At 68.6% G+C, this 24,475-nt stretch carries 22 protein-coding genes and 1 riboswitch; of the genes, 10 read left to right on the forward strand and 12 right to left on the reverse strand.

What is annotated here, in order from left to right; genetic code table 11:
- Positions 1 to 54: 54 nt before the first annotated feature.
- The 9 genes from cobJ to ACWPN8_RS33310 form a co-directional block, all read right to left on the reverse strand.
- Positions 55 to 828: a precorrin-3B C(17)-methyltransferase gene (gene cobJ / locus ACWPN8_RS33270; protein ID WP_492243881.1), complete on the reverse strand. Its 774-nt coding sequence runs from the start codon at positions 826 to 828 to the stop codon at positions 55 to 57.
- Positions 825 to 1,577, reverse strand: a complete 753-nt coding sequence (locus ACWPN8_RS33275) for a precorrin-2 C(20)-methyltransferase (RefSeq protein WP_492243882.1) — start codon at positions 1,575 to 1,577, stop codon at positions 825 to 827. The genes cobJ and ACWPN8_RS33275 overlap by 4 nt, the downstream gene beginning before the upstream one ends.
- Positions 1,574 to 2,212 carry a precorrin-8X methylmutase gene (locus ACWPN8_RS33280; RefSeq protein WP_109448255.1) on the reverse strand — a complete coding sequence of 213 codons (639 nt, stop codon included), beginning with the start codon at positions 2,210 to 2,212 and terminating at the stop codon, positions 1,574 to 1,576. The genes ACWPN8_RS33275 and ACWPN8_RS33280 overlap by 4 nt, the downstream gene beginning before the upstream one ends.
- Positions 2,125 to 2,784 carry a hypothetical protein gene (locus ACWPN8_RS33285; RefSeq protein WP_492243883.1) on the reverse strand — a complete coding sequence of 220 codons (660 nt, stop codon included), beginning with the start codon at positions 2,782 to 2,784 and terminating at the stop codon, positions 2,125 to 2,127. The genes ACWPN8_RS33280 and ACWPN8_RS33285 overlap by 88 nt, the downstream gene beginning before the upstream one ends.
- A 14-nt stretch (positions 2,785 to 2,798) precedes the next feature.
- The gene (locus ACWPN8_RS33290; RefSeq protein ID WP_492243884.1) at positions 2,799 to 3,545 is read right to left on the reverse strand and encodes a ferredoxin-like domain-containing protein; all 747 of its coding nucleotides are present in this window, start codon (positions 3,543 to 3,545) and stop codon (positions 2,799 to 2,801) included.
- Positions 3,542 to 6,946 carry a cobaltochelatase subunit CobN gene (cobN, locus tag ACWPN8_RS33295; RefSeq protein ID WP_492243885.1) on the reverse strand — a complete coding sequence of 1,135 codons (3,405 nt, stop codon included), beginning with the start codon at positions 6,944 to 6,946 and terminating at the stop codon, positions 3,542 to 3,544. Before cobN ends, ACWPN8_RS33290 begins: the two co-directional genes overlap by 4 nt.
- Positions 6,947 to 7,032: 86 nt before the next feature.
- The gene (gene cobW, locus ACWPN8_RS33300; RefSeq protein ID WP_492243886.1) at positions 7,033 to 8,094 is read right to left on the reverse strand and encodes a cobalamin biosynthesis protein CobW; all 1,062 of its coding nucleotides are present in this window, start codon (positions 8,092 to 8,094) and stop codon (positions 7,033 to 7,035) included.
- A 13-nt stretch (positions 8,095 to 8,107) separates the two neighbouring features.
- Positions 8,108 to 8,887, reverse strand: a complete 780-nt coding sequence (locus tag ACWPN8_RS33305; protein WP_492243887.1) for a CbtA family protein — start codon at positions 8,885 to 8,887, stop codon at positions 8,108 to 8,110.
- A gap of 10 nt (positions 8,888 to 8,897) precedes the next feature.
- Positions 8,898 to 9,083 carry a CbtB domain-containing protein gene (locus ACWPN8_RS33310; RefSeq protein ID WP_492243888.1) on the reverse strand — a complete coding sequence of 62 codons (186 nt, stop codon included), beginning with the start codon at positions 9,081 to 9,083 and terminating at the stop codon, positions 8,898 to 8,900.
- A 45-nt stretch (positions 9,084 to 9,128) separates the two neighbouring features.
- A riboswitch (cobalamin riboswitch) is annotated at positions 9,129 to 9,359 on the reverse strand.
- Between the two features lie 318 nt (positions 9,360 to 9,677).
- On the opposite strand from ACWPN8_RS33310, the gene ACWPN8_RS33315 reads away from it, so the two are divergent.
- From ACWPN8_RS33315 to ACWPN8_RS33345, 7 genes are all read left to right on the forward strand, one after another.
- Positions 9,678 to 10,454 (forward strand): ABC transporter ATP-binding protein, encoded by a 777-nt coding sequence (locus tag ACWPN8_RS33315; protein WP_492243889.1) that lies wholly within the window; start codon positions 9,678 to 9,680, stop codon positions 10,452 to 10,454.
- A complete protein-coding gene (locus ACWPN8_RS33320; protein ID WP_391349402.1) occupies positions 10,447 to 11,169 on the forward strand; it encodes an ABC transporter ATP-binding protein in 723 nt (240 codons plus the stop codon). The genes ACWPN8_RS33315 and ACWPN8_RS33320 overlap by 8 nt, the downstream gene beginning before the upstream one ends.
- 163 nt (positions 11,170 to 11,332) lie before the next feature.
- Positions 11,333 to 12,541 carry an ABC transporter substrate-binding protein gene (locus tag ACWPN8_RS33325; RefSeq protein ID WP_109446793.1) on the forward strand — a complete coding sequence of 403 codons (1,209 nt, stop codon included), beginning with the start codon at positions 11,333 to 11,335 and terminating at the stop codon, positions 12,539 to 12,541.
- A gap of 129 nt (positions 12,542 to 12,670) precedes the next feature.
- A complete protein-coding gene (locus ACWPN8_RS33330; protein ID WP_492243890.1) occupies positions 12,671 to 13,558 on the forward strand; it encodes a branched-chain amino acid ABC transporter permease in 888 nt (295 codons plus the stop codon).
- 3 nt (positions 13,559 to 13,561) lie between these two features.
- Positions 13,562 to 14,536 carry a branched-chain amino acid ABC transporter permease gene (locus ACWPN8_RS33335; RefSeq protein ID WP_492243891.1) on the forward strand — a complete coding sequence of 325 codons (975 nt, stop codon included), beginning with the start codon at positions 13,562 to 13,564 and terminating at the stop codon, positions 14,534 to 14,536.
- Between the two features lie 404 nt (positions 14,537 to 14,940).
- The gene (locus ACWPN8_RS33340; RefSeq protein WP_247873269.1) at positions 14,941 to 16,353 is read left to right on the forward strand and encodes a sigma-54 interaction domain-containing protein; all 1,413 of its coding nucleotides are present in this window, start codon (positions 14,941 to 14,943) and stop codon (positions 16,351 to 16,353) included.
- A gap of 112 nt (positions 16,354 to 16,465) precedes the next feature.
- The gene (locus ACWPN8_RS33345; RefSeq protein WP_492243892.1) at positions 16,466 to 17,278 is read left to right on the forward strand and encodes an IclR family transcriptional regulator; all 813 of its coding nucleotides are present in this window, start codon (positions 16,466 to 16,468) and stop codon (positions 17,276 to 17,278) included.
- A 313-nt stretch (positions 17,279 to 17,591) separates the two neighbouring features.
- On the opposite strand, the gene ACWPN8_RS33350 is transcribed toward ACWPN8_RS33345, so the two are convergent.
- Positions 17,592 to 19,265, reverse strand: a complete 1,674-nt coding sequence (locus ACWPN8_RS33350) for a methyl-accepting chemotaxis protein (protein ID WP_492243893.1) — start codon at positions 19,263 to 19,265, stop codon at positions 17,592 to 17,594.
- Positions 19,266 to 19,584: 319 nt separating this feature from the next.
- On the opposite strand from ACWPN8_RS33350, the gene ACWPN8_RS33355 reads away from it, so the two are divergent.
- Positions 19,585 to 20,247 (forward strand): DedA family protein, encoded by a 663-nt coding sequence (locus tag ACWPN8_RS33355; RefSeq protein WP_109451294.1) that lies wholly within the window; start codon positions 19,585 to 19,587, stop codon positions 20,245 to 20,247.
- Positions 20,248 to 20,268: 21 nt separating this feature from the next.
- Here the strand turns inward: ACWPN8_RS33355 and ACWPN8_RS33360 are convergent, their stop codons facing one another.
- Complete coding sequence (locus ACWPN8_RS33360; protein WP_109451296.1) at positions 20,269 to 20,922, reverse strand: LysE family translocator; 654 nt, start codon at positions 20,920 to 20,922, stop codon at positions 20,269 to 20,271.
- Positions 20,923 to 21,141: 219 nt separating this feature from the next.
- Here ACWPN8_RS33360 and ACWPN8_RS33365 point away from each other — a divergent pair, with 219 nt between their 5' ends.
- Together ACWPN8_RS33365 and ACWPN8_RS33370 are read left to right on the forward strand one after the other, a co-directional pair.
- On the forward strand, positions 21,142 to 22,131 hold the full coding sequence (locus tag ACWPN8_RS33365) for a BMP family lipoprotein (RefSeq protein ID WP_109451298.1): 990 nt from the start codon (positions 21,142 to 21,144) through the stop codon (positions 22,129 to 22,131).
- Between the two features lie 11 nt (positions 22,132 to 22,142).
- Positions 22,143 to 23,687, forward strand: a complete 1,545-nt coding sequence (locus tag ACWPN8_RS33370) for an ABC transporter ATP-binding protein (protein ID WP_492243894.1) — start codon at positions 22,143 to 22,145, stop codon at positions 23,685 to 23,687.
- A gap of 12 nt (positions 23,688 to 23,699) precedes the next feature.
- Here ACWPN8_RS33370 and ACWPN8_RS33375 read toward each other — a convergent pair whose 3' ends face one another.
- Positions 23,700 to 24,413 carry an SDR family NAD(P)-dependent oxidoreductase gene (locus tag ACWPN8_RS33375; RefSeq protein ID WP_492243895.1) on the reverse strand — a complete coding sequence of 238 codons (714 nt, stop codon included), beginning with the start codon at positions 24,411 to 24,413 and terminating at the stop codon, positions 23,700 to 23,702.
- Positions 24,414 to 24,475: the final 62 nt, after the last annotated feature.

The following is a 24,475-nucleotide window of genomic DNA, read 5'->3' on the forward strand; positions in this document are numbered from 1 at the left end:
CTCGCGGCGGGTAGGTCGCGGGCATCCCTGCCCGCAATGCCGTCACGCCCATCCTCACCCCCGGTAATGCCGGGGGGTGTAGACCCAGCGCCCACCATCCGCACGCGCCACGAACCGCGTGTGCGAGGCACCGATGATGACCAGCGTGCGCATGTCGGCCTGCTCGGCCCGCACCTCGCCCAGCGTCGTCACCGTCAGCTCCTCGTCGGGGCGGCCGACGGCGCGGCCCAGCACGATGGGCGTCTCTGGCGCGCGGATGTCGCGCAGGGCGTCGAAGGCGGCGCCCAGCTGCCAGGGCCGGGCCTTGGAGATCGGGTTGTAGAGCGCGATGACGAAATCCGCCTCCGCCGCCAGACGCAGGCGCCGCAGCACCACCTCCCACGGCTTCAGATTGTCGGACAGCGAGATGGCGCAGAAATCATGGCCGAGCGGCGCGCCGGCCCGCGCCGCGGCGGCCTGCATGGCGGAAACGCCGGGATCGACCGAGAGAGGCACCGCGCGCCACGCCTCGGGAGCGTCGGGATCGTCCAGCGCCTCGAAGATGGCGGCGGCCATGGCGAAGATGCCGGGATCGCCGCCCGACACCACCGCCACCCGCCGGCCCTGCGCCGCCAGATCGAGCGCGAAGCGGGCGCGGTCCAGCTCCACCCGGTTGTCGGAGGCGTGGCGCACCTGATCGCCCGGCGGCACGCGATCGACATAAGGGAAATAGCCGACAAGGTCGGTCGCCTCGGCCAGATCGCGCCGGGCTTCCGGCGTCAGCCAGTCATCGGGGCCCGGACCCAGTCCAACAACTTTCAACCAGCCATTGTTCACCGGGCCGCTCATCCGCGCTTGCCCTCGCCCGGAATGACGATCTGGGAGAAGTAGGGGGCGACGTCCGGCGCCTCCAGGAAGGGCATGAAGCGCTGTTCGTCCATGCTGGCGCGCTCGACATACCAGGCCCGCTCGGCCAGTCCGGCGGCGGCGATGGCGCGGCGGACCTTGGGCAGGTTCTGGCCCAGCTTCATCACCACGCAGGCATCGGCGGCGGTGAGCGCGCGGACCAGCGCCGCCTCGTCCAGCGTGCCGGGGATCACCGACAGCACGTCGTCGCGCAGCATCAGCGGGCGCGGCAGCAGCGAGGCGCTGCACACCATGCTGGTGACGCCGGGAACCACCTCCGCCTTGAAACGGCCGGACAGCCGCAGGAACAGGTGCATGAAGGAGCCGTAGAAGAACGGGTCTCCCTCGTTCAGCGCTGCGACCGAACGGCCGGCGGCGAGATGCTCGGCGATGCGCTCGGCGGACTCATCGAAGAAGGCTTCGATCTGGCGACCGTAGTCCGGGTGGGTCGGCGGCAGCTCCACCGTCACCGGATAGACCATCGGCAATTCGATCTGGTCGGGCCTGATCGCCTGATCGGCGATGCGGCGGGCCTGGCCACGGGTGCCGCGCTTGCAGAAATAGGCGACGACCGGGCAGGCGCCGATGGTGCGCACCGCCTTCAAGGTCATCAGCTCCGGGTCGCCGGGACCGACGCCGACACCGAACAGGGTGCCCGGAAGGAGATTGGGGAAGAAGATATCGTCGCTCATTCGACGTCGCTCGCCAGCGCGTTGACGGCGGCGGCGGCCATGGCACTGCCGCCGCGCCGGCCGCGGATCGCCAGATAAGGCACGCCGAAGGGGTTTTCCGCCAGCGCCTCCTTGCTTTCCATCGCCCCGACGAAGCCGACGGGAAATCCGAGGATCGCCGCCGGTTTCGGCGCGCCGGCCGCCAGCATCTCCAGCAGGTAGAACAGGGCGGTCGGCGCATTGCCGATGGCGACGACCGATCCGCCGAGCCGGTCGCCCCACAGGTCGAGTGCCGCGGCGGAGCGGGTATTGCCGATGGTCTTCGCCAGATCGGGCACGGCGGCGTCGCGGAGCGTACAGACCACGGCGTTGCCGGCCGGCAGGCGGGCGCGGGTCACGCCATGGGCGACCATTTCGCTGTCGCAGAGGATGGGGGCGCCGGCGCGCAGGGCGGCACGGGTGGCACTGCCGACATCGGTGGAGAACAGCAGGTCCTGGGCCGCATCGACCATGCCGCAGGCGTGGATGACGCGCACCGCGACCGGCTTGAGGTCGTCGGGAATGGCGGTCAGGTCGGCCTCCGCCCGGATGGTGGCGAAGGACTGGCGGTAGATGGCCGCTCCGTCGCGGATATAGTCATAGAGCGGCTCAGGCACCGGTGGACTCCTCGGTCAACGAGATCCGCGACGCGGGCCACGGCGTCGGCGGGGGACAGGCCGGTGTACGGGGAAGCGTCACCGGCTTTTGCGTTCAGGGCGACGTCATACACCCCGTCGCGGGCGGTCAGGGTGACATCGGCGATGGCGGGATGGGCGCAGCCCTTGGCGCAGCCCGACACATGCACCATTCGCACGGGGTCCAGCAAGGGGCCTGCGCGCTCGGCGATGGCGAGCGCCGCCGCATGTGTGTCGGTGGTGCCGACATCGCAGCCGCCAGCCCCGCTGCAAGCGGTCAGCTTCAGCCGGCGGTCGGTGTGGGACAGGATGGCGCCGTGGGTGTGGGCGACGGCTTCGGCGTCCTTGGAGGGGGCGACGAGGATGAGAGCGCGCCAGGGGGTGATGCGGATCTCGGCGCAGGCGGAGGCGAGGGCGGCGAGGGTGGTGGCGGTGAGGCGGCCGAAGGGGAAGGCGGTGGTGAGGAAGGATGGCGCCTCCCCAACGCGGGATTCCTTCTCCTCCCTGGGGAGAAGGTTAGGATGAGGGGGTTCGGCATCGCCGAAGACATCCATGAGGTGCGTCCCCCTCACCTTGATCCTCTCCCCGGGGGGAGAGGAGAAATCAGGCGGGAGAGGCGTTTGCCGATTTCATCAGTGCCAATCGCCGCGACCAGACCCGCCATGCGGCGTGGCGGCTCCGGCAGTGTCGCGCGCAACTCGAGAAAGGCACGCCCGAGCACCGACGCCACATCCGCAACGTCGTCCGCCCGGCAAAGCCCCAGCGGCGCCGCCTTCGCCAGCGTCCCGCCCAAGGACACCCGGAACCGTTCGCCATCCACCGCGTCGAAGCGTACGTCCGTGCTGCTGTCCGCCAGATGGCCGATGCCGCCGCCGCAAACCAGCCAGCCGAACTTCGGCGGCAGGCGGTGCAGAGCGGCATCCTCCGCCAGCCGGGCATCCAGCGTACGCGCCGCCGCCCATACGTCCATCGCCGCTGTGGGATCCAGTCCGGCGGTGGGGGAGCACAGCACGTTGCGGACCGCTTCGCTCGCCGCATCGCCGGAGACGTGTCCCATGCCGCGCAGGGTGTCGGTCACCGGCTCCAGCCCATCGGCGGCGATGCCGCGCAGTTGCAGGTTGCCCCGCTGGCTGAGGTCGATCAGACCGTTGCCGTAACGACTTCCCAACTCCGCGATCTGGCGGGCATGATCGGCCGGCAGCACGCCGGCCGGAACGCGGACGCGCAGCAGCAGCCCGTCGCCGACCTGCATCGGCGCCAGCACGCCGGGGCAGGCGCCGCGGCGCCGCGGCTGGATGGTGGCAGGGTTCGTCATGCGGCGCTCTCCCGGAGGCGCTGCAGATCCTCCGCGGTGGAGTTGCGGCGGGGATGCCACAGGCCGCGGTCGAGCGCCTCGCTCATGCGCGCCAGAATGTGCCGGGCAGCGGCAGGGTTGTCCTGTGACAGGAAGTCCCACACCTGCGAATCCTCGACGTACGCGTCGAACAGCTGGTCGAAATGGGCGGGACGTACGGCATCGGTGGTGGCGGCGAAGGCGAACAGGGTATCGACGCTCGCCGCCAGTTCCGCGGCGCCGCGATAGCCATGGCGCATCATGCCCTGGATCCAGCGCGGGTTGGCCGCCCGGCCGCGCAGGGTGCGGGCGATCTCCTCCGCCAGGGTACGGATGGCGAGCCTGTCCGGATCGGCGCTGTCGAGATGGTAGAGCGCCGGCTCGGAGTCCTCCAGCGCGGCCGCGGCGGCGAAGCCGCCCTCGAACTGCATGAAACCGTCGGTGGACAGCACGTCGTGCTCGCGCTGGTCCTGATGGTGGACCAGGGCGTCGGCACCGCCAACCCGGCGGCGGAACAAGGCCGGCAGCGGAACCCCCTCCAGCCCGGCGCCATAGGCGTGGCAGCCGCCCTCCAGATAGGCGGCGCCGAAATCGGCCCGCGCGGTCCAGTCGCCGCGCGCGATCATGCCGGACAGCGCCGTGCCGTAGATGCCGGGAGCGGCACCGAAGATGCGGGCGGTGGCCCAGCGGCGGGCGTCCTCCGCGGCCGTGCCGGCGCTGGCGAGGCGCTGTTCCTCGGCTCTGGCGGTGGCGGCCAGCGGGTTGGTGTCGTCGGGTTCGTCCAGCCCGGCGACGGCGCGCACCGCCTGATCGAACAGGGCGATCTGCTGCGGGAAGACATCGCGGAACAGGCCGGAGATGCGCAGCGTCACATCGACCCGCGGTCGGCCCAGCACGCCGGCCGGCATGATCTCGTAGCCGGTGACGCGGCCGGAGCCGTTCTCCCAAATCGGGCGGACGCCGAGCAGGGCCAGCGCCTGGGCCAGCTCGTCGCCGCCGGTGCGCATGGCGGGCGTGCCCCAGCAATCGACCACCAGCCGGCGCGGCCAGTCGCCATGGTCCTGAAGATAGCGGGTGATCAGCGCATCCGCCGCCTGCCAGCCGAGAGTCCAGGCGGTCGGCGTCGGCACCCCGCGCGGGTCGAGCGCATAGAGGTTGCGGCCGGTCGGCAGCGTGTCCGCCCGCCCGCGCGCCGGCGATCCGCCGGGCCCGGGGCGGACGAAGCGGCCGTCCAGCCCGTCGAGCAGAGCCCGCATCTCCGCCTCGCCGCAGGCATCGACCGCCGTGGCGACCATGGCCGGATCGGCGCTCCGTGCGACAGCGGCGGTCAGCCGGTCGCGGCGCTCGCCGGCCGGGCTGTGGCCGAAGACATGCAGGCCGTCGCGGATCTGCAGTTCCTTGATGTCGCAGAGATGGGCGTCCAGCCGCGACAGGATGGCGTCGGGATCGTCGTCGGGCCGCAAATTGCAATCGGCGGCGATGCCGGATTTCCAGGCGAGGTCGAGAATGGTCTCGCGCAGCATGCCCAGCCGCCGCGGGTCGAGGCCGGTCGCCTGCGAATATTCGTCGATGGCGGTTTCCAGCGCGGCGAGGTCGCCGTAGAGGCCGGATTCCACCGGCGGCGGAGTCAAATGGCCGATCAGCACGGCGCCCAGCCGGCGGCGGGCCTGCACCCCCTCGCCGGGGTTGTTGACGATGAAGGGATAGAGGGTCGGCAGGGCGCCGCCGACGATTTCCGGCCAGCACTCTGCCGACAGCGCCACCGCCTTGCCGGGCAGCCACTCCAGCGTGCCATGGGCGCCGATCTGCACCAGCGCATCGATGCCGACGGCATGGCGCAGCCACAAATGGAAGGCGAGATAGCCGTGGCTGGGCGGGGTGTCGGGGTCGTGATGCTGGGCGGTGGTCAGGGGCCCGTGGCCGCGGCTGGGCTGCACCGCCACCACGGCATTGCCGCAGGGCAGGGTGCGGAAGGCGAAGGCGCCGTCGCGGCAGGCCGGGTCGGCGGCGGGCTCGCCCCAGGTCTCGGCAATGCGGGCGCGCAAGCTCGGCGGGGCCAAGCGCAGATAGTCGGCGAGCGGCAGGGTCGCGGTGGGTGGGCCGGTGAGGGACTCCATCAGCGTGGCGGCGCTGTCCGGAATGGCGGACAGTCCGTATCCCTCGGCGGACAGGCGCTGGAGCATCGCCACGGTGCTGGCCGGGCTGTCGAGGCCGACGGCATGGCCGATGCCGCCGCCGGGGCCGGGATAGTCGGACAGCACCAGCGCGACCCGCCGCTCCGCCCGTGGGGTGCGGAACAGGCGGACCCAACTGGCCGCGAGGTCGGCGGTGAAGGCGACGCGGTCGGGGATCGGCCGCAGGGCCGGTGCGGCGAATTGCAGATCGGGGTCGGGATCCCCCGCTGTCTTGAAGGCGATGGCGCGGGCGATGATGCGGCCGTCCATCTCCGGCAGCACGACGTTCATCGCGAGGTCGGACGGCGCCAGCCCGCGCGAGGACGCCTGCCAGCCGGCTTCCGGCGTGGTGGCGAGAATGGCTTGCAGCACCGGCGTGCCGTTGGCCTCCAGCGGCGAACCGTCCTCGCGCGCCGCCGAGAAGGCGGTGGTGTTGACGACGACGGCGGCGTTCTGCGCAATCAGGCTGGCCCGCATCCAGGCGGCGCAGTCCGGTTCCTTCAGGCTGGCGACGAACAGCGGCCGGGGGGCGAGGCCGCGGGCGGCCAGCGTGTCGCACAGGGCATGGACCGGGGCGAGGTCGCCGGCCAGCAGATGGGAGCGGTAGAACACCACCGCCGCGACCGGGGAGTCGGCAGCCAGGGGGGCGGCTGCGGGGCCGGTCCAACCGTCGTATGCGCCAAAGCGCGGGACGGGAGCCGAGTCTTCGTGGGGCAGCGGCGTGCCGGCCAGCGTCGCGGCGCAGGCCAGCAGATGGGTCATGTTGGCCGGGCCGCCCTCGGTGAAGTAGCGCCACAGCCGGTCGGCGGTGTCCGGCGGAACGGTGCCGTAGGCGGCCAGGTTTGGGTCGGGCTGCGCCTCTCCGGACAGGACGGCGAGCGGGATGCCGCGCTCGCGGCAGAGGGCGGACAGGCGGTCGAGACCATAGCGCCAGTAACCGCTGCCGCCCAGCAGGCGCAGAACCACCAGCTTGGCCTTGGCGACGACGGTGTCGGCGTAGAGATCGACCGACAGCGGATGGCCGAGCCGGTTGAGGTTGGCGAGGCGGAGGCTGGGCAGCCACTCGCGGCCCGCCCGCCATGCGGCGGCGAGCGCGGTCAGGTCGCTGTCGGAAAAGGACAGCATGACGAGGTCGGCCGGCGTCTGCCCCAGGTCTTCCGCCTGGGGGCCGGCGTCCAGTTCGTCCTGGCGGGCGGCAAGCAGGTGCATGGTTTGATGTCCAGGGGCGACTGCCCCCTCCCCCCTCGGAAACGGCGAAGGTCAAGGAGGGGGCGGACGCCGCACTACTCTAACTCTTAACCGGCAATCGCCCGTGTCACCGCATCGCGGTCCAGCCCGGTCTCCCCAATCACCACCAGACGGCTGCGGCGCTCCTCGCCCGGCTTCCACAGGCGGTCGTAATGGGTCTGGATGCGGGTGCCCACACCCTGGACCAGCAGGCGCATCGGCTTGGCCGGCACGTCGATGAAGCCCTTCAGGCGCAGAACGCCATGCAGGCCGGCGACCTTTTCCAGCGTCATCGCCAGGGCGGCCGGATCGGGCTGCGCCGGCAGCTCCACCACGAAGCTGGTGAAGTCGTCGTGGTCGTGGCCCTCTTCGTCGTCATGGTGGCTGGGACGGTTGGCGAGATCGTCTTCCACCGCCGCACCGACACCGAGCAGGACCAGCGGATCGACCGCGCCCTGGGAGGCGCGGACCAGCTTGGCGTCGCGGCCGACCGTGTGCGCGAGGGCGCCGCGGATCAGGTCCTCGACGCGGGCGAGATCGCCGTCGGCCAGCAGGTCGGTCTTGTTGACGACGATCAGGTCGGCGCAGAGCAGCTGGTCCTCGAACACCTCCTCGATCGGCGTCTCGTGATCGACGGTGCCGGCGGCGTCGCGCTGGGCCTCCAGCGCCGCGGGATCGGGGGCGAAGCGGCCCTCCGCGGCGGCGGCGGCGTCCACCACGGCGATCACGCCGTCGACGGTGACGCGGGTCTTGATCGCCGGCCAGTGGAAGGCCTGGACCAGCGGCTTGGGCAAAGCGAGGCCGCTGGTCTCGATCACGATGTGCTCGGGCGGCTCCGGCCGGGCCAGCAGCTTCTCGATGGCCGGGACGAAATCGTCGGCGACGGTGCAGCACAGGCAGCCGTTCGCCAGCTCGATCACGTCGTCTTCGGTGCAGGTCGGGTTGCCGCAGGCGCGCAGGATGTCGCCGTCGATGCCGACATCGCCGAACTCGTTGATGATCAGCGCCAGCCGGCGGCCGTCGGCCTTTTCCAGCAGGCCGCGGATCAGCGTGGTTTTGCCGGCGCCGAGGAAGCCGGTGATGACGGTCGCAGGAACCTTGCCGGCGGCCGTTTTCGCAAGAGCGGACATGAACTTCGCCTCCTTAACGCGCGCCGGGCTGAACCCGCAGGGCCGGGTGCCGTTCGGCCGGTTCGACCACGCCGCTCATCAGCCAGCCGCAGACGGAGCCCAGGATCGCCCAGAACAGGGCGGCGGAGCCCAGCGAGGCGGCGACGAAGCGGGCGGCCAGTTCCGGGGGAACGGCACCCTCGGCGCTTTCCGGATGGGGGGCACCGATCAGATGGGGCAGCGCTGCGGCCAGAACGGCGACGGCGATGACCAGACGGTTGCGGGCGAAGGCGAGGGCGGCGATGCCGACGCCGGCCCCGGCCGCGGCGGACAGCCACCAGAGCTGACGCAGCTCCAGCTCGGCCCCGGCCATGCCCGGCAGTTCCGGGGCCAGACCGAAGGACGGGGCCAGCGACACGGCGACGAAGCCGCCCATGCCCCAGACCAGCCCGCGGCGGGCATCAACCGGCCGTCCGGCCAGCAGGATCGCCGCCCCCAGCAGCAGCGCATAGGCGACGCCGGCGATCAGGTTGGCGGCGATGGTCAGGCCGATGCGCTGCATCGCCTCGTCCAGCGTGACCGGCACACCTTCGCCGACCTCGCGCACGGGGCCATGCTGGTGGCCTTCGGCCTGGCTGGCGGCCGGAGCCGCATTCGGGGCTGGCGCGGTTGCGGGAGGCGGGGTCACCACCTCGTATTTCTCGGCTTCGAGGATCAGCGGGACGGTCGTCGCCTGCTGAACGACGGAAGCGGCCGTGCCGGAGAGCACGCCCGCGACCAAAGCGGCTGTGAACAGCCGCCGGATCAGTTCCATGACCCGCTGCTTAGTGGCAGGGGAACGCGAAGGAGTGACGGGCGTCGTGCGCCGCATCGTGGATCTGCTGCGGCTGGGCGAAGCCGACGCCATACAGCAGGAAGCTGCCGAGCAGGATCGCGGCGAAGGCGGCGACCGCGGTCTGGGCGGCGCTGCGGGTCGCGGTGCTGGCGGCGTTCATCGAACGGGCGGTCATCGAAAACATCCTTGTTCTCCCGCCACACCCGGCGGGGTTGGAAAAGGTTCTGTGTGTCCGCCGGCAGGTTTCCTGGCTCGCGGGTCGTCGCATCGCCGTCCGCCTTCCCGGCCGCGGAGGGCCAGTGGCATGATGGACGGGACGCTCGCCGCTCACAGTTGCGGGGGCAGCCACGGCTTTGGCGCTTCCGGGAAACCCGGGAAGGTCCGTACCGCATTCCCTATTATCCCCGCCGCCCGTCAGGACGGGCAGGGCACCGTCGGACGGCCACCATCGCAGTGCCGAGCCCGTTTGGCAAGCCCGCAATAAGGCGTCTGCCACACGGACGATCTTGCATGCCGACACTTTGGATGCTGTCATGTTTTGTGGACAGAGTGTCCAGGGATCCGACACTTTCCGACGCAGGGGTGTCGGTCAGAGGGAGGACACCGAACCGAAACCCGCGGAGAAACAAAGGGGCCGGCGGCCCGGCCGAAGCGACCCCGTATCTGGCACGCTTCGTGCGTACAACAATCGGTGAAACGTCCCGCCGCACGGCGGCCGCCGGGCATATGCCCGGGACATAAGGACGAACGGGAGGAGAATTCGCGACCGATGAACGCCGCACCGAACGACGACATCATCCTGGAAGCGCGCAACCTGACAAAGGAGTTCAAGGGGTTCGTGGCGGTTCGCGACGTGAACCTGCAGGTTCGCCGCGGCACCATCCACGCGCTGATCGGCCCGAACGGCGCCGGCAAGAGCACGGTGTTCAACCTGCTGACCAAGTTCCTCACCCCCACCCGCGGCCAGATCCTCTACAAGGGCCGCGACATCACCCGCACCAAGCCGGCCGACATCGCCCTGATGGGTCTGGTCCGCTCCTTCCAGATCTCGGCCGTCTTCCCGCATCTCAGCGTGCTGGAGAATGTCCGGGTGGCACTCCAGCGCCCGCTCGGCACCAGCTTCCATTTCTGGAAGTCCGAATCCTCGCTCTACGACCTGCACAACCGGGCGCTGGAGCTGATCGAGGCGGTGAACCTCACCCCCTGGGCCGGCCATCTGGCGGCCGAGCTGCCCTATGGCCGCAAGCGCGCCCTGGAGATCGCCACCACGCTGGCGCTCGACCCGGAGGTGATGCTGCTCGACGAGCCGCTGGCCGGCATGGGCCATGAGGACATCGAGGGCACTGCCGCCCTGATCAAGCGCGTCGCCGCCGACCGCACCGTTCTGATGGTGGAGCACAATCTGTCGGTCGTTGCCCACCTGTCGGACACCATCACCGTTCTGCGCCGCGGCGAGATCCTGGCGGAGGGGCCCTACGAGGTCGTCTCGAAGAACCCGCAGGTGATGGAAGCATATATGGGCACGGGGGGGACCGGACATGCCTGACGGGATGAACACCAAGACCGCCATGCTGGAGATCGCCGACCTGCACGGCTTCTACGGCGAGAGCCATGTGCTGCACGGCGTCAGCCTGGAGGTGCGGCAAGGCGAGGTGGTGACGCTGCTGGGCCGCAACGGCGCCGGCAAGACCTCGACCATGCGCGCCATCATGGGCATCATGGGCAAGCGCACCGGCTCGATCCGCTTCCAGGGCACCGAGCTGATCGGCATGGCCCAGCACAAAATCCCGCGGCTCGGCATCGGCTATGTGCCGGAGGAGCGCGGCATCTTCTCCAGCCTCAGCGTCGACGAGAACCTGACGCTGCCGCCGGTGGTCAAGGAGGGCGGGATGACGGTCCCGCAGATCCATGAGCTGTTCCCCAACCTGAAGGGCCGCGGCTCGACCCAGGGGACGCGCCTGTCGGGCGGCGAGCAGCAGATGCTGGCGATTGCCCGCATCCTGCGCACCGGCGCCACCCTGATCCTGCTGGACGAGCCGACCGAGGGCCTGGCCCCGGTCATCATCGAGCAGATCGGTGTCGCGGTGCGGGCGCTCAAGGCACGCGGTTTCACCATCGTGCTGGTCGAGCAGAACTTCCGCTTCGCCGCCACCATCGCCGACCGCCATTACGTGATGGAGGAAGGCCATGTGGTCGACATGATCCCCAACGACCAGCTCCACGCCAACATGGACAAGCTGCACACCTATCTCGGCGTGTAGGCGCTCCAGCCCCGACATCACCGGCGCGAACGCCGCCCCGACCCCATCGAAGGGCAGGGCGGCGAACCGCCGGTTCCATGCCCGATTGCCTGCTCCAGGCACGGCAGAGGGACCCGCGACGGGACCCGGCCGACAACAAAAACCAAGAGGGAGAGACCTTCTGATGCGCACGCTTCTTCTCGCCGGCACCGCCCTGCTGACGCTCGCCGGGACAGTCGTTCCGGCTGCCGCCCAGGTGTCGGACAACGTCATCCGCATCGGCGTGCTGAACGACCGTTCCGGCATCTACGCCGATCTGGCCGGCGAAGGCTCCGCCATCGCCGCGCGGATGGCGGCGGAGGAGTTCGGCAACAAGGTCGCCGGCGCGCCCGTCGAGATCGTCGTCGCCGATCACCAGAACAAGGCCGACATCGCCGCGTCGAAGGCGCGCGAGTGGGTCGACACCGGCGGCGTCGACGTCATCGCCGACGTGCCGAACTCCGCCGCCGCCCTGGCGGTGCAGGGCATCACCAAGGACAAGAAGCGCATCTTCCTGATGTCCGGTCCGGGCGCCACCGCGCTGAGCGGTGCGCAGTGCAGCCCCTACGGCTTCCAGTGGACCTACGACAACTACGCCATGGCCGCCGGCACCGGCCGAGCCCTCTATGAGCAGGGCAAGAAGAAGTGGTTCTTCGTGACCGCCGACTATGCCTTCGGCCAGTCGCTGGAAGAGGAGACCACCAAGATGGTGAAGTCGCTCGGCGGCACCATCTCCGGCTCGGTGCGCCATCCGCTCGGCACCTCGGACTTCTCGTCCTTCCTGTTGCAGGCGCAAGGGTCCGGCGCCGACGTCATCGGTCTGGCGAATGCCGGCGGCGACACCGTCAACGCGGTCAAGCAGGCCGCGGAGTTCGGCATCACCCAGTCGGGCCAGAGCCTGGCCGGCCTGCTGATGTTCATCTCCGACGTGCATGCGCTGGGCCTGCAATCGGCGCAGGGGCTGATGCTGACCACTGGCTTCTACTGGGACGCGGACGAGCAGACCCGCGAGTGGTCGAAAAAGTTCGAAGCCAAGGCCGGCAAGAAGCCGACCATGGTGCAGGCCGGCGTCTATTCGGCGGTGAAGCACTACCTGAAGGCGGTCGAGGCGGCGAAGACCGACGATGCCGACAAGGTCGCCGCCACGATGCGCGAACTGCCGGTCGAGGACATGTTCGCCAAGAAGGGCAAGATCGCCGCCAACGGCCGCATGTTCCACGACATGTATCTGGCCCAGGTGAAGACCCCCGCCGAGTCGAAGGGGGCCTGGGACTATTACAAGATCGTCAAGACCATCCCGGCCGACACCGCCTTCATGGACCCCAAGCAGAGCGGCTGTACGCTGGTGAAGTGAGGGGCGGTGAAGTGAGGCGTTGAGCCGTCCTCCGGTCCCGCCCGCCCGTTGGCGGGGCCGGAGGACGGCAATCGACGACCATCCAATCCAAAACAAGAACAACAACCACGAACCGGGAGAGACGCGGAGATGTTCAGCCTGCTGGGTGTTCCGCCCCAAGTGTTGTTCGGGCAGCTTCTGCTCGGACTGATCAATGGTTCCTTCTATGCGCTGCTCAGCCTTGGGCTGGCGGTGATCTTCGGCATGTTGAACGTCATCAACTTCGCCCATGGCGCGCTCTACATGGTCGGCGCCTTCGTGGCGTGGCTGCTGCTGACCTATGCCGGGATCGGCTACTGGGGGGCGCTTGTCGTGGCGCCGCTGGTGGTCGGGCTGCTCGGCATCGTGCTGGAAAAGTCGATGCTGTCGCGGCTCTACAAGCTCGACCACCTCTATGGCCTGCTGCTCACCTTCGGTCTGGCGCTGATCCTGGAGGGGGCGTTCCGCCACCAGTACGGCGTGTCGGGCCAGCCCTATCCGATTCCCGACGCGCTGAAGGGCGGGCAGAATCTGGGCTTCATGTTCCTGCCCAACTACCGCGCCTGGGTCGTCGTCGCCTCCCTCACCGTCTGCTTCGGCACCTGGTTCGCCATCGAGCGGACGAAGCTGGGGGCCTATCTGCGCGCGGCGACGGAGAACCCGACGCTGGTGCAGGCCTTCGGCATCAACGTGCCGGTGATGGTGTCGCTGACCTACGGCTTCGGCGTGGCGCTGGCCGGGCTGGCCGGCGTGCTGGCCGCACCCATCTATCAGGTGTCGCCGCTGATGGGGACCAACCTGATCATCATCGTCTTCGCCGTTGTGGTGATCGGCGGCATGGGCTCGATCCTGGGCGCCATCGTCACCGGCCTGGGGCTGGGGCTGCTGGAGGGGCTGACCAAGGTCTTCTACCCGGAAGCCTCCAACATCGTCGTGTTCGTCGTGATGGCGATCGTTCTTCTCATCAAGCCCGCGGGCCTCTTCGGACGGGAGCGCTGATCCATGAGCGTCGCCAGCAATTCCACCCCTGTCGCCCTGCGCGGCCCCGCCCGCGGCGCCGGAACGGCGATCATCGCCGCCGTCCTGCTGCTGGTCGCCGTCGTAGCCCCCTTCGTGCTCTATCCCGTCTTCCTGATGAAGGTGCTGTGCTTCGCGCTGTTCGCCTGCGCCTTCAACCTGCTGATCGGCTTCGCCGGCTTGCTGAGCTTCGGCCATGCCGCCTTCTTCGGCGGGGCGGCCTACATCGCCGCCCACACGGTGAAGGTCTGGGGCTGGGCGCCGGAGTTCGGGCTGATCGCCGCCACCGCGGTGGCCGGGCTGATGGGGCTGGTCTTCGGCCTGATCGCCATCCGCCGCCAGGGCATCTATTTCGCCATGATCACGCTGGCGCTGAGCCAGATGGTGTTCTTCCTGGCGCTCCAGCTTCCCTTCACCCACGGCGAGGACGGCATCCAGGGCGTGCCGCGCGGCACCCTGTTCGGGCTGTTCGACCTCAGCCAGCCGCTGACCATGTACTACACCGTGCTGGCGATCTTCGTCGCCGGCTTCGCCCTGATCTGGCGCACGGTGCATTCGCCCTTCGGCCAGGTGTTGAAGGCGATCCGCGAGAACGAGCCGCGCGCGGTGTCGCTCGGCTACCGCACCGACCGCTACAAGCTGGTGGCCTTCGTGCTGTCGGCCTCGCTGGCAGGGCTTGCCGGCGGCACCAAGGCTTTGGTGTTCCAGCTCGCCAGCCTGACCGACGTGACGTGGCAGATGTCGGGCGAGGTGGTGCTGATGACGCTGCTGGGCGGCATGGGCACGCTGTTCGGACCGGTGGTGGGTGCCGGGCTGGTGGTGACGCTGGAAAGCTACCTCGCCTCCACCAGCCTGCCGGTGCCGGTGGTGATCGGCTGCATCTTCGTCGTCTGCGTGCTGGTCTTCCGCCGCGGCATCGTCGGCGAGCTGCTGGCCCGCCTGCCGAAGCGGGGGCACTGACCCCGCGGGCCGTTTCCGCGGAACTCCTGACAGAACTCCCCCAGGGGGGACCGAAAGGTCCCCCTCTTTTCCTCATCCCCTCACCCGACTCTCACGCGCGTGAGTTGAAAATCCGGAAATCGCGAAGGGGTATGGCGGAGGATGTAGAGAACAGGTCCGGGTTGCCTTTTTAAAAAGCGCGCCCGCGAGGCGTTCCATAAAGGTCTGGTCTGATGAACGGGTGCGGATGACCGCGCGCACCCGCCCGATCCTGTGCGCCTTCCCTTTAATCCGACGGATGGGCTACTATGTTGACCTCTGATATTGTTGGCAAATTGCGCTGCAACGCAGCAGACCCCAAAGCGGGCATCGCAAGGGGCCTCGACACCGGGACGACGAAGATCGGTCCCGTTTGGGAGGGTGACGTGGGCGACACCGTGGATTTCGAAGCGCTGCGCCAGCGGGCGGTCCACTCCCTGTTCGAGCATCTGGAATCCATGTGCGTCGGCGCCGTCGCCGTCGATCACGCCGGCCGCATCGCCTGGATGGACGAGAAGTACAAGGCGCTGCTGGGCGTTCCCGGCGATCCGCGCGGTCGGCAGGTGGAGGACGTCATCCCCAACAGCCAGCTGCGCCGGGTGATCGACAGCGGCCAGCCGCAGCCGCTGGACATCATGGAGTTCGACGACCGGTCCTTCGTGGTGACGCGGATGCCGCTGTTCGGCACCGACGGCTCGATCATCGGCGCCATCGGCTTCGTGCTGTTCGACCGCGCCGAATATCTCCGCCCGCTGGTCCGCAAATACGAGAAGATGCAGGAGGAGTTGGCCCGCACCCAGCAGGAGCTGGCGCATGAACGCCGCGCCAAATACTCCTTCTCGCAGTTCCTGGGCGCCAGCGAATCGATCCGTGAGATCAAGCGGCTGGGCCGCCGCGCCGCCCAGATGGATTCGACCGTCCTGTTGCTGGGCGAGACCGGGACCGGCAAGGAGCTGCTGGCCCAGGCCATCCATTCGGCCAGCCCGCGGGCGTCCAAGCCCTTCGTCGGAGTCAATGTCGCCGCCATTCCGGAAACCCTGCTGGAGGCGGAGTTCTTCGGCGTCGCCCCCGGCGCCTTCACCGGCGCCGACCGCCGTCACCGCGACGGCAAGTTCCAGCTCGCCAACGGCGGCACCCTGTTCCTCGACGAGATCGGCGACATGCCGCTGCCGGTGCAGGCCAAGCTTCTGCGCGTGTTGCAGGAGCGGGAGATCGAGCCGCTCGGCTCCAACAAGGTGGTGCGGGTCGATGTGCGCATCATCGCCGCCACCAGCCGCGACCTGCATGCCCTGGTGCGCGAGAAGCAGTTCCGCGCCGACCTCTATTACCGGCTGAACGTGGTGCCGATCACCCTGCCGCCCCTGCGCGACCGGCCGGAAGACATCGAGAGCATCGCCGACCGCATCCTGGAACAGCTGGCGATCCAGCAGGGCACGCCGCCGCGCGAACTGCTGGAATCGGCGGTGCAGGTGCTGCGCGACTATGACTGGCCCGGCAATGTGCGCGAGCTTTACAACACGCTGGAGCGGGTGGTGGCGCTGACCGACGCGCCGATCCTGACGGCACCGCACATCCGCAGCGTGCTGCCCGGCCAGCATCCGGCCGGCGCGTCGGCCCTGCCGCTGGCGGCCGGAGCGCGGCCGTTGCAGGAGGTTCTGCACGCCGCCGAGCGCCACGCCATCGCCGCGGCGCTGGAGGAGGCCAACGGGGTCAAGGCGCGGGCGGCGAAGCTGCTGGGCATTTCGCGCGCGTCGCTGTACGAACGCATGGTGACGCTGGGGCTGGGGGCGACCCAGTAGCGCAGGCACAGGCGGGGCACAGTAAATTTCGTACTGCGGAATGCTGTTTCATTGACGTGCTGTCTAGCGGCTGGCAGGATCGTCCCGCAAAGGTTTGCGGGAGGGTTCGGGCATGCGCAGGCGGGAAGAGGCTCTGGTCGCCGACGATCTGGCGGAAGACGAGAAGGATCCGCGCTTCGTCACGGCACTCGCCCGCGGACTGGAACTGCTGCGCGCCTTCCGCCGCAACGAATCGATGCTCGGCAACCTGGAGCTGGCGCAGCGCACCGGCCTGCCCAAGCCGACGGTGTCGCGGCTGACCTACACGCTGGCCAAGCTGGGATACCTCTCCTACGACCACACCACCGGCAAGTACCGGCTCGGCACCTCGGTGCTGGCGCTGGGATATGCCAGCCTGTCGGGCATGGGCATCCGGCAGGTCGCCCGCCCGCTGATGCAGGAACTGGCCGACGAGACCGGGCTGGCGGTGGCGCTGGGCGGGCGCGACCGGCTGAGCATGATCTATCTGGAATGCTGCAAGGCCAACGGCCCGATCACCCTGTCGCTGGATGTCGGCTCCCACATCAAGCTGTCGACCACCGGCATGGGCCGCGCCTATCTGGCTGCCTTGCCGGAGGCGGAACGCGCGCCCTTGATGGCGAAGCTGGAAGAGCATGAGGGGGAGCGCTGGCCGCAGATCCGCGACGGCATCCTCCAGGCCGTCGAGGATTACCGGACGCGCGGCTATTGCCGCTCCATCGGTGCCTGGAAGTCGGAGGTCCATGCCGTCGGCGTCCCGTTCGTGCCGCGCGACGGCTCGCAGGTGCTGGCCTTCAACTGCGGCGGACCGGCCTTCATGGTCGATCTGAAGAGGCTGGAGGAGGAGTTCGCACCGCGGTTGGTGGCGATGGTCCGACGGATCGACGCGACCCTGTTCAACGGGTGATGGGCCAGGGGGAGCGACCCGGACGCCGCTGCCCATCCCGCGCCAATCGGTTTTTCCTATCGGGGTATCCTGAAAAATCGATTGGACTGATCAGGTGTTTATAGCCATTCTTTGAATCGTTCCAGACAGGCTTCCCGATCCGGTTTGTCCTGTTCAGGCCGGTCCTCCATTCGGTGCCAGGGGTGGCCGGCCCCCCGGAAGGGCGGGGATTTCGGGGATGTGCGGGCACGTTCAATCCAACGCCCCGCCGTCTCCGCCCTTCCGGGATCTGGTCCCGCGGTTCCGGCCTGCTGTTAAGCCTTTTGTTGGCCCGTCAGGCCGCCCTGACCCGCGACAGGAAGCCGTCCACCTCATCGCGCAGGCGCCCCGCCTCCTGCGACAGCAGCGAGGCGGCGGACAGCACCTCGTTCGACGAGGTGCCGGCCTCGTCGGCGGCCTTGCTGACGCCGGCGATGCTGGAGGAGACCTCCTGGGTTCCCTCTGCCGCCTGCTGGACGTTGCGGCCGATCTCGCCGGTGGCGGCAGTCTGCTCCTCGACCGCCGCGGCGATGCTGTTGGAGATCTCGTTCACCTGGGTGATGGTGCGGCCGATGTTGCGGATGGCGGTGACGGCGCCGCCGGTCTGGGTCTGGATTTCCGCGATCTGGGTGGAGATGTCCTCGGTCGCCTTGGCGGTCTGGTTGGCGAGCTGCTTCACCTCGCTGGCGACCACGGCGAAGCCTTTCCCCGCCTCGCCGGCCCGCGCCGCCTCGATGGTGGCGTTGAGTGCCAGCAGGTTGGTCTGGCTGGCGATGTTCTGGATCAGGCTGACCACGTCGCCGATCCGCTGGGCCGCCACGGCCAGCCCTTCGACCGTGCCGTTGGTGCGCTCGGCCTCGCTCACCGCCTGGCCGGAGATGGTGGCGGACTCGGCCACCTGCCGGCTGATCTCGCCGATGGAACTGCTGAGTTCTTCCGAGGCCGCCGCCACCGTCTGCACGTTGGCCGAAGCCTGTTCGGTCGCGGCGGCTACCGCCGTCGACTGGCGGGCCGTCTCCTCGGCGACCGCCGACATGGTCCGCGCGGTGGACTGGAGCTGCGCCGCGGCGCTGGAGACCGCCTCGACGACGGTGCCGATGCTCGTCTCGAACTCGTCCGCCAGGCCGAGCATGGCCTGCCTGCGCTCCGACGCCGCCCTGGCCTCGGCCTGCTTCGCCTCCTCTTCCAACTCGCGGCTGCGGATCAGGTTGGCTTTGAAGACGCTGGCGGTTTCGGCGATCTCCCCAACCTCGTCGCGGCGGCCCGTTCCGGCGATCTCGACCGTCAGGTTGCCGTCGGCCAGCCCGCGCAGCGACGAGACGATGGACTTGATCGGCCCGACGATGCCCTTCTGCGAGACCAGCAGGCCGAGCAGAAGCCCCGCCACGGTTCCGACGCCGGCGAGGACGAACATCCAGGTCAGCTTCAAGGCCGCCATCGCCTCGGCCGCTCGCGCCAGTTCGGTCGAGTCCTTCTCGGTGAAATCGAGGAAGGCCGTGATGTCGCTGCGCAGGCTCCGGATATCGGCACGGCTCGCCTCCACGGCGATTTTCATCGTCCGCTGCCCATCGGTCAGCGTGGACGAGCCCTGGAGCTTGCGCGCCGCATCGAGGGACGCCACCAGCTTCTCGTAATAGGCGGGAAGCTGGCGTTCGATCTTCAGCAGGATGGCCACCTGCTCCCCTTCGACCGTGCCCTTGAGCCGTGTGATGGCGTCGGCAATCGCCTTGCGGCGTTCCCCGATGGCGGTCGAGACGGTGCCGACCTCGCCCGGATCGATCGCGAGGCTGTATTCGTCGCGGTTGATTTCGGCGAGCAGGCGGTTGAGGCGGGAACTGAGACGCACCTCCGTCGTCGCTTCGTCAAGGTCCGTGATCGCAGATCCAAGGGATTGCAATCCAATTGCGCCGAAACCGGCAATGGTCATGCTCACCACGGACAGCATGCCGACGATCAGCATGATCTTCATCGAGATTTTAAGATTGCCCAAAGACATCCCTTAATACCCCCTCAAGTTGCGAGTTTTATTTACAAGTTTACATGTTATTTTTATTAGAAATTCATTATGTGCATTGTATAATCTTAAAATTGCTTTACACGGCGTCGCAAAATACAACCTATGAAGAAAGTCGTATTCTTGGAATGATTTTAAAGTATCTGTGGTCGGGGTGATGTTCTGCCATTGGGCGAACCCGATCTTCCGTCGTTTGCGCCTTTGCGGTCGGGAACTCTTCATGACGGCGGGCCGTTTTCGGAATGCGGCTGGATTCCGGCAGGGGAGAAGAGTCTTGGCAGGCGGCTTGACGGACTGGCTGGTGCAGGTGATGCACAACCTCCACTATGTCGGAATTTTCTTTCTGGTGGCATTGGCGCGGGTCTTCCCGCCGATCCCCGCCGAGTCGGTGATCCCGCTGGCCGGGATCGGGGCGGCGACCGGCGAGTTCACGCTGGTCGGGGTCGCCATCGCCGGCGGGCTCGGTTCGCTGGCCGGACAGCTGGTGTGGTTCCTGCCGAGCCGGCTGATGGGCCGCGACCGGCTGGAGGCGTTCTTGAAGAAGTACGGCCCCTGGCTGACCATCAATCCGAAGAAGGTGCGGCAGAGCACCGACTGGTTCGCCAAGCGCGGCGGGCTGGCGGTGCTGTTCTCGCAACCGGTGCCGGGGGTGCGGACTTTGATCTCGATCCCGGCCGGCGCCTGCAAGATGTCGATCCTGAACTATTCGCTGGCGTCCGGCATCGGGTCGGTGCTGTGGACGCTGCTGCTGGCCTGGACCGGCTACATGCTGTCCACCTGGCCCTTCGCGCACCGGCTGGTCGGCTATTTCACCGTCGGGCTGCTGGTGGTGCTGGTCGGCCTCTATCTCTGGCGGCTGTCCAAACACCTGCATCTGCTGCGCAAGGGCGGCACGGCCGCGGAGGCGCCGGGCATCACGCCGTCGGCAGGCTGCTGAGAGGCAGTCGCTGCCCGGGGATCAGGCCGTCGCCATCCCGACGATGCCGGTGGCGGCCATGCCCAGCGCCCACAGGCCGAACAGGCCCAGCGCCACGCCGGTGCAGTGGTTCAGCATGGTCAGCCCGCGGTCGGAGATGCGGTGGCGAACGGCGGCCACCCCCATCGACAGCGTTATCCACCACAGCGACGAGCCGATGAAGACACCCAGCACCAGGGTCGAGGCTTCCAGCCGGTCCAGCGTGCCGCCCAGTCCGAAGCCGGCGAAGATGGCGATGAAGGCCATGATGGTCGCCGGGTTGGTCAGGGTCAGCGACAGGCCGGTCATGAAGCCGGCCAGCCAGGATTTGCTGTCGGGGGCGGAGGCCGCCTCGCGCTCGTCGGCGTCGGGATGCTGGCGGAAGGTGCGGACCGCCACCACCAGCAGGAAGATGCCGCCGATCAGCTGGAAGGCGATCTCGTGCCCGCGCAGGAAGCTGAGCGCCGCCGACACGCCGAAGGCGGCGATGGCGCCATAGAAGGTGTCGGCCACCGCGGCGCCGAATCCGGTGAAGAAGCCCATCAGGGGGCCGTGCTGGAGGGTGCGGCGGATGCACAGCAGACCGATCGGCCCGACGGGTGCGGCGATGGCGAATCCAAGAGCGATTCCCTGCAAGAGCACCCAGACTTCGTTCACCGAGCGTCGCCCCCATTTTCTTGTGGCCAGGTTCAGATGGCCGTGTCCATCGCCAGTTCGTCGCAATGACTGTCGGCGGGGGTGATAAACGCCCCCGTCCCTGGCGTCAACCGGGGGAGACCCGATTCGCTCCGTTGCATCGTCCGCTTTCCCTGTTGTGTGAAATCATGGCGCGGTTATCCTTTGGGTCAAGTTTCCGCAGTCGGGAGTGGGTGGGACATGAAGACGCGTATTCTTGCAGCCATGCTGGCGGTGACCGCGGCCGGAGCGGGAGTCGGCGCTCCGGCGCTGGCCGACGACTTCTCGCCGGCCGTGGTGTTCGACCAGGGCGGCAAGTTCGACAAGTCCTTCAACGAGGCCGCCTATAACGGCGCCGAGCGGTTCAAGAAGGAAACCGGCACCGCCTACCGCGAGTTCGAGATCACCAACGAGGGCCAGCGCGAGCAGGCCATGCGCACGCTGGTCCGCCGCGGCGCCTCGGTCATCGTCGCCGTCGGCTTCTCGCAGACCGCGGCGGTGGACAAGGTGGCGAAGGAATCGCCCAACACCAAGTTCTGCCTGATCGACGACAAGCTGGACGCCCCCAACGTCCAGTCGGTGACCTTCAAGGAGGAGGAGGGATCCTTCCTGGTCGGCATGGCGGCGGCGCTGGCGTCGAAGACTGCCAAGGTCGGCTTCATCGGCGGCATGGACATCCCGCTGATCCGCAACTTCCTGACCGGCTACGAGCAGGGCGTGAAGCATGTCGCCGCCGCCGACGAGGTGTTCGTTAACATGACCGGCACCACGCCTGCCGCCTGGAACGACCCCGGCCGCGGGGCGGAGCTGGCCAAGAGCCAGTTCGGCCGCGGCGCCGACGTGGTTTTCGCCGCGGCGGGCGCCACCGGTCTCGGCGTGCTGCAGGCGGCGGCCGATGCCGGCAAGCTGTCCATCGGCGTCGACAGCAACCAGAACCATGTCCATCCCGGCAAGGTCCTGACCTCGATGGTCAAGCGGGTGGACGTCGTCGTCTATGACTGCATGAAGTCGGCGAAGGACGGCAGCTGGAAGGCCGGGCACCGCGTCGTCGGTCTGAAGGAGGACGGCGTCGGCTATGCGCTGGACGACAACAACCGCAAGCTGATCACGCCGGAGATGGAAGCGAAGCTGGAAGAGGCGAAGAAGCAGATCATCGCGGGCTCGCTGGCGGTCAAGCCGTACCAGCCGTAAGCGGACCCTTCATGACGCAGGCAAACGCGCCGGCCATCCGGTCGGAAGTCGCCCTGGAAACGGTGGCGATCAACAAGTGGTTCGGCACCAACCATGCCAACCGCGACGTGTCGCTGTCGGTCCCGGCCGGCACCATCCATGGGGTGATCGGCGAGAATGGCGCCGGCAAGTCGACGATCATGAGCATCGTCTACGGCTATCTGCGCGCCGACAGTGGGGAAATCCGGGTGAACGGCAATCCCGCCGCCATCCGCACCCCGCGCGACGCCCTGGCTGCCGGCATCGGCATGGTCCACCAGCACTTCATGCTGGTGGACCCCTTCAGCGTGCTGGAGAATGTGCTGCTGGGGGCGGAGGGCGGCGTCACGCTGGCGGGCGGCCTTGCCCGGGCCAGGACCGAACTGACCCGGCTGGCCCGCGACTATGGGCTGGAGGTCGATCTCGACAGCCCGGTCGGCGACCTGCCGGTCGGCGCCCAGCAGCGGGTCGAGATCCTGAAGGCGCTCTATCGCGGCGCCGACATCCTGATCCTCGACGAGCCGACCGGCGTGCTGACCCCGCAGGAGGCCGACCATCTGTTCCGCATCCTGCGGGCGCTGCGCCAGCAGGGCAAGACGGTCGTCATCATCACCCACAAGCTCCGCGAGATCATGGAGCTGACCGACAATGTCACGGTGATGCGGCGCGGGCAGGTGGTCGCCAACGTCGCCACCTGCGACACCAGCCGGGAGCAGCTGGCCGAGCTGATGGTCGGCCGCAAGGTTCTGCTGCGGGTCGACAAGACGCCGGCCAAACCGGGTGCGGAGGTTCTGCGGGTCGAGGGCTTGCGGGTGCGCGATCCCTCCGGCGTCGAGCGGGTGAAGGGCGTCGGCCTGTCGGTGCGGGCCGGCGAGATCGTCGGCATCGCCGGCGTGTCCGGCAACGGCCAGTCCGAACTGTTGGAGGCGCTGGCCGGCATGCGGCCCATCGCCGGCGGCTCCGTGCACCTGCGCGGGGAGGAGCTGGCCGGCCGGCCCGACCGCTTCAACGCCCGCGCGCTGCGCGGGCTGGGCGTCGGGCATGTGCCGGAGGACCGGCAGAAGGTCGGGCTGGTCACCAGCTTTTCGGCGGAGGAATGCTCGATCCTGGGATTTCAGGACGATCCGGCCTGGAACGGCCGGGTGCTGCTCGACCGCGACGCGGTGGCGGAAAGCTGCGCCCGCCGGATGGAGGAATACGACACCCGCCCGCGCGACGGGTCGCTGGCGGCGGCCAACTTCTCCGGCGGCAACCAGCAGAAGATCGTGCTGGCCCGCGAGATCGAGCGGAACCCCGACCTGCTGCTGGTCGGCCAGCCCACCCGCGGCGTCGACATCGGCGCCATCGAGTTCATCCACCGCCGGCTGGTCGCCCTGCGCGACCAGGGCAAGGCGATCCTGCTGGTCTCGGTCGAACTCGACGAAATCCGGGCGCTCGCCGACCGCATCGTCGTGATGTTCGACGGCCACATCGTCGGCGAGGTGATGCCGGACCGGGCGGACGAGAAGACGCTGGGGCTGATGATGGCGGGCGGGTGAGGGGGGCGCTCCTCACCAGGGAACCGTTTGCCCCCGATAGTCGAGATACTCCAGACCGGGCCTGTCCTGCTTGGCGAGAAGGACATCGACCAGCTTCGGAATGCTGTCCTCGATGGACAGCGGCGCATCGGCGCCGCCGAGCGCGGTGCGGATCCAGCCCGGCGCCATCACCGCCAGGGGGCGGGCGGCGCCGGGCTGACGCGCCGCGAAGCTGCGCATGAACATGTTCAGCGCCGCCTTGCTGCCGCGATAAAGCTCGCGCTGGCCGGACAGGTTGTTGGCGATGCTTCCCTGACCGGAGGACATCACGCCGATCAGCCCGGTGGCGGTGACGTTGCGCTCCAGGCCTTCGATGACTCGCATGGGCCCTAGGGCGTTGGTGGTCATGACGTGGATGAACTCGTCGGTGGAAACCTCGCCGATGGTCTGCGTTGGGTCGCGGTTGGAGGTTCCGGCATTGACGAACAGCATGTCGAACGTCCGGTCCGCCAACCTGTCGCGGAGCGCGGCCAGCTGGTCGGGCGCGCAGATGTCGAGGCTTTCGATCTCGACTTGCCCGGGATGGGCGTCGGCCAGATCGTGCAGCTCGGTGCGATTGGGACCGCGCACCGTGCCGAGGACGCTCCAGCCCTTCTTCAGGAATTCGGCGGCCATGGCATGGCCGAGGCCGCGCGACGCGCCGACCAGCAGAATGCTGCGATGGGTGTCGGTGGGGAGATGCTGCATGGGATCGTGGCTCCTGCTGTCGCTGTCCATGCTCCATATGTCCGGGGCCCTGGCTTTGCGCC

It is taken from the genome of Azospirillum sp. UENF 112521, from assembly GCF_058780665.1.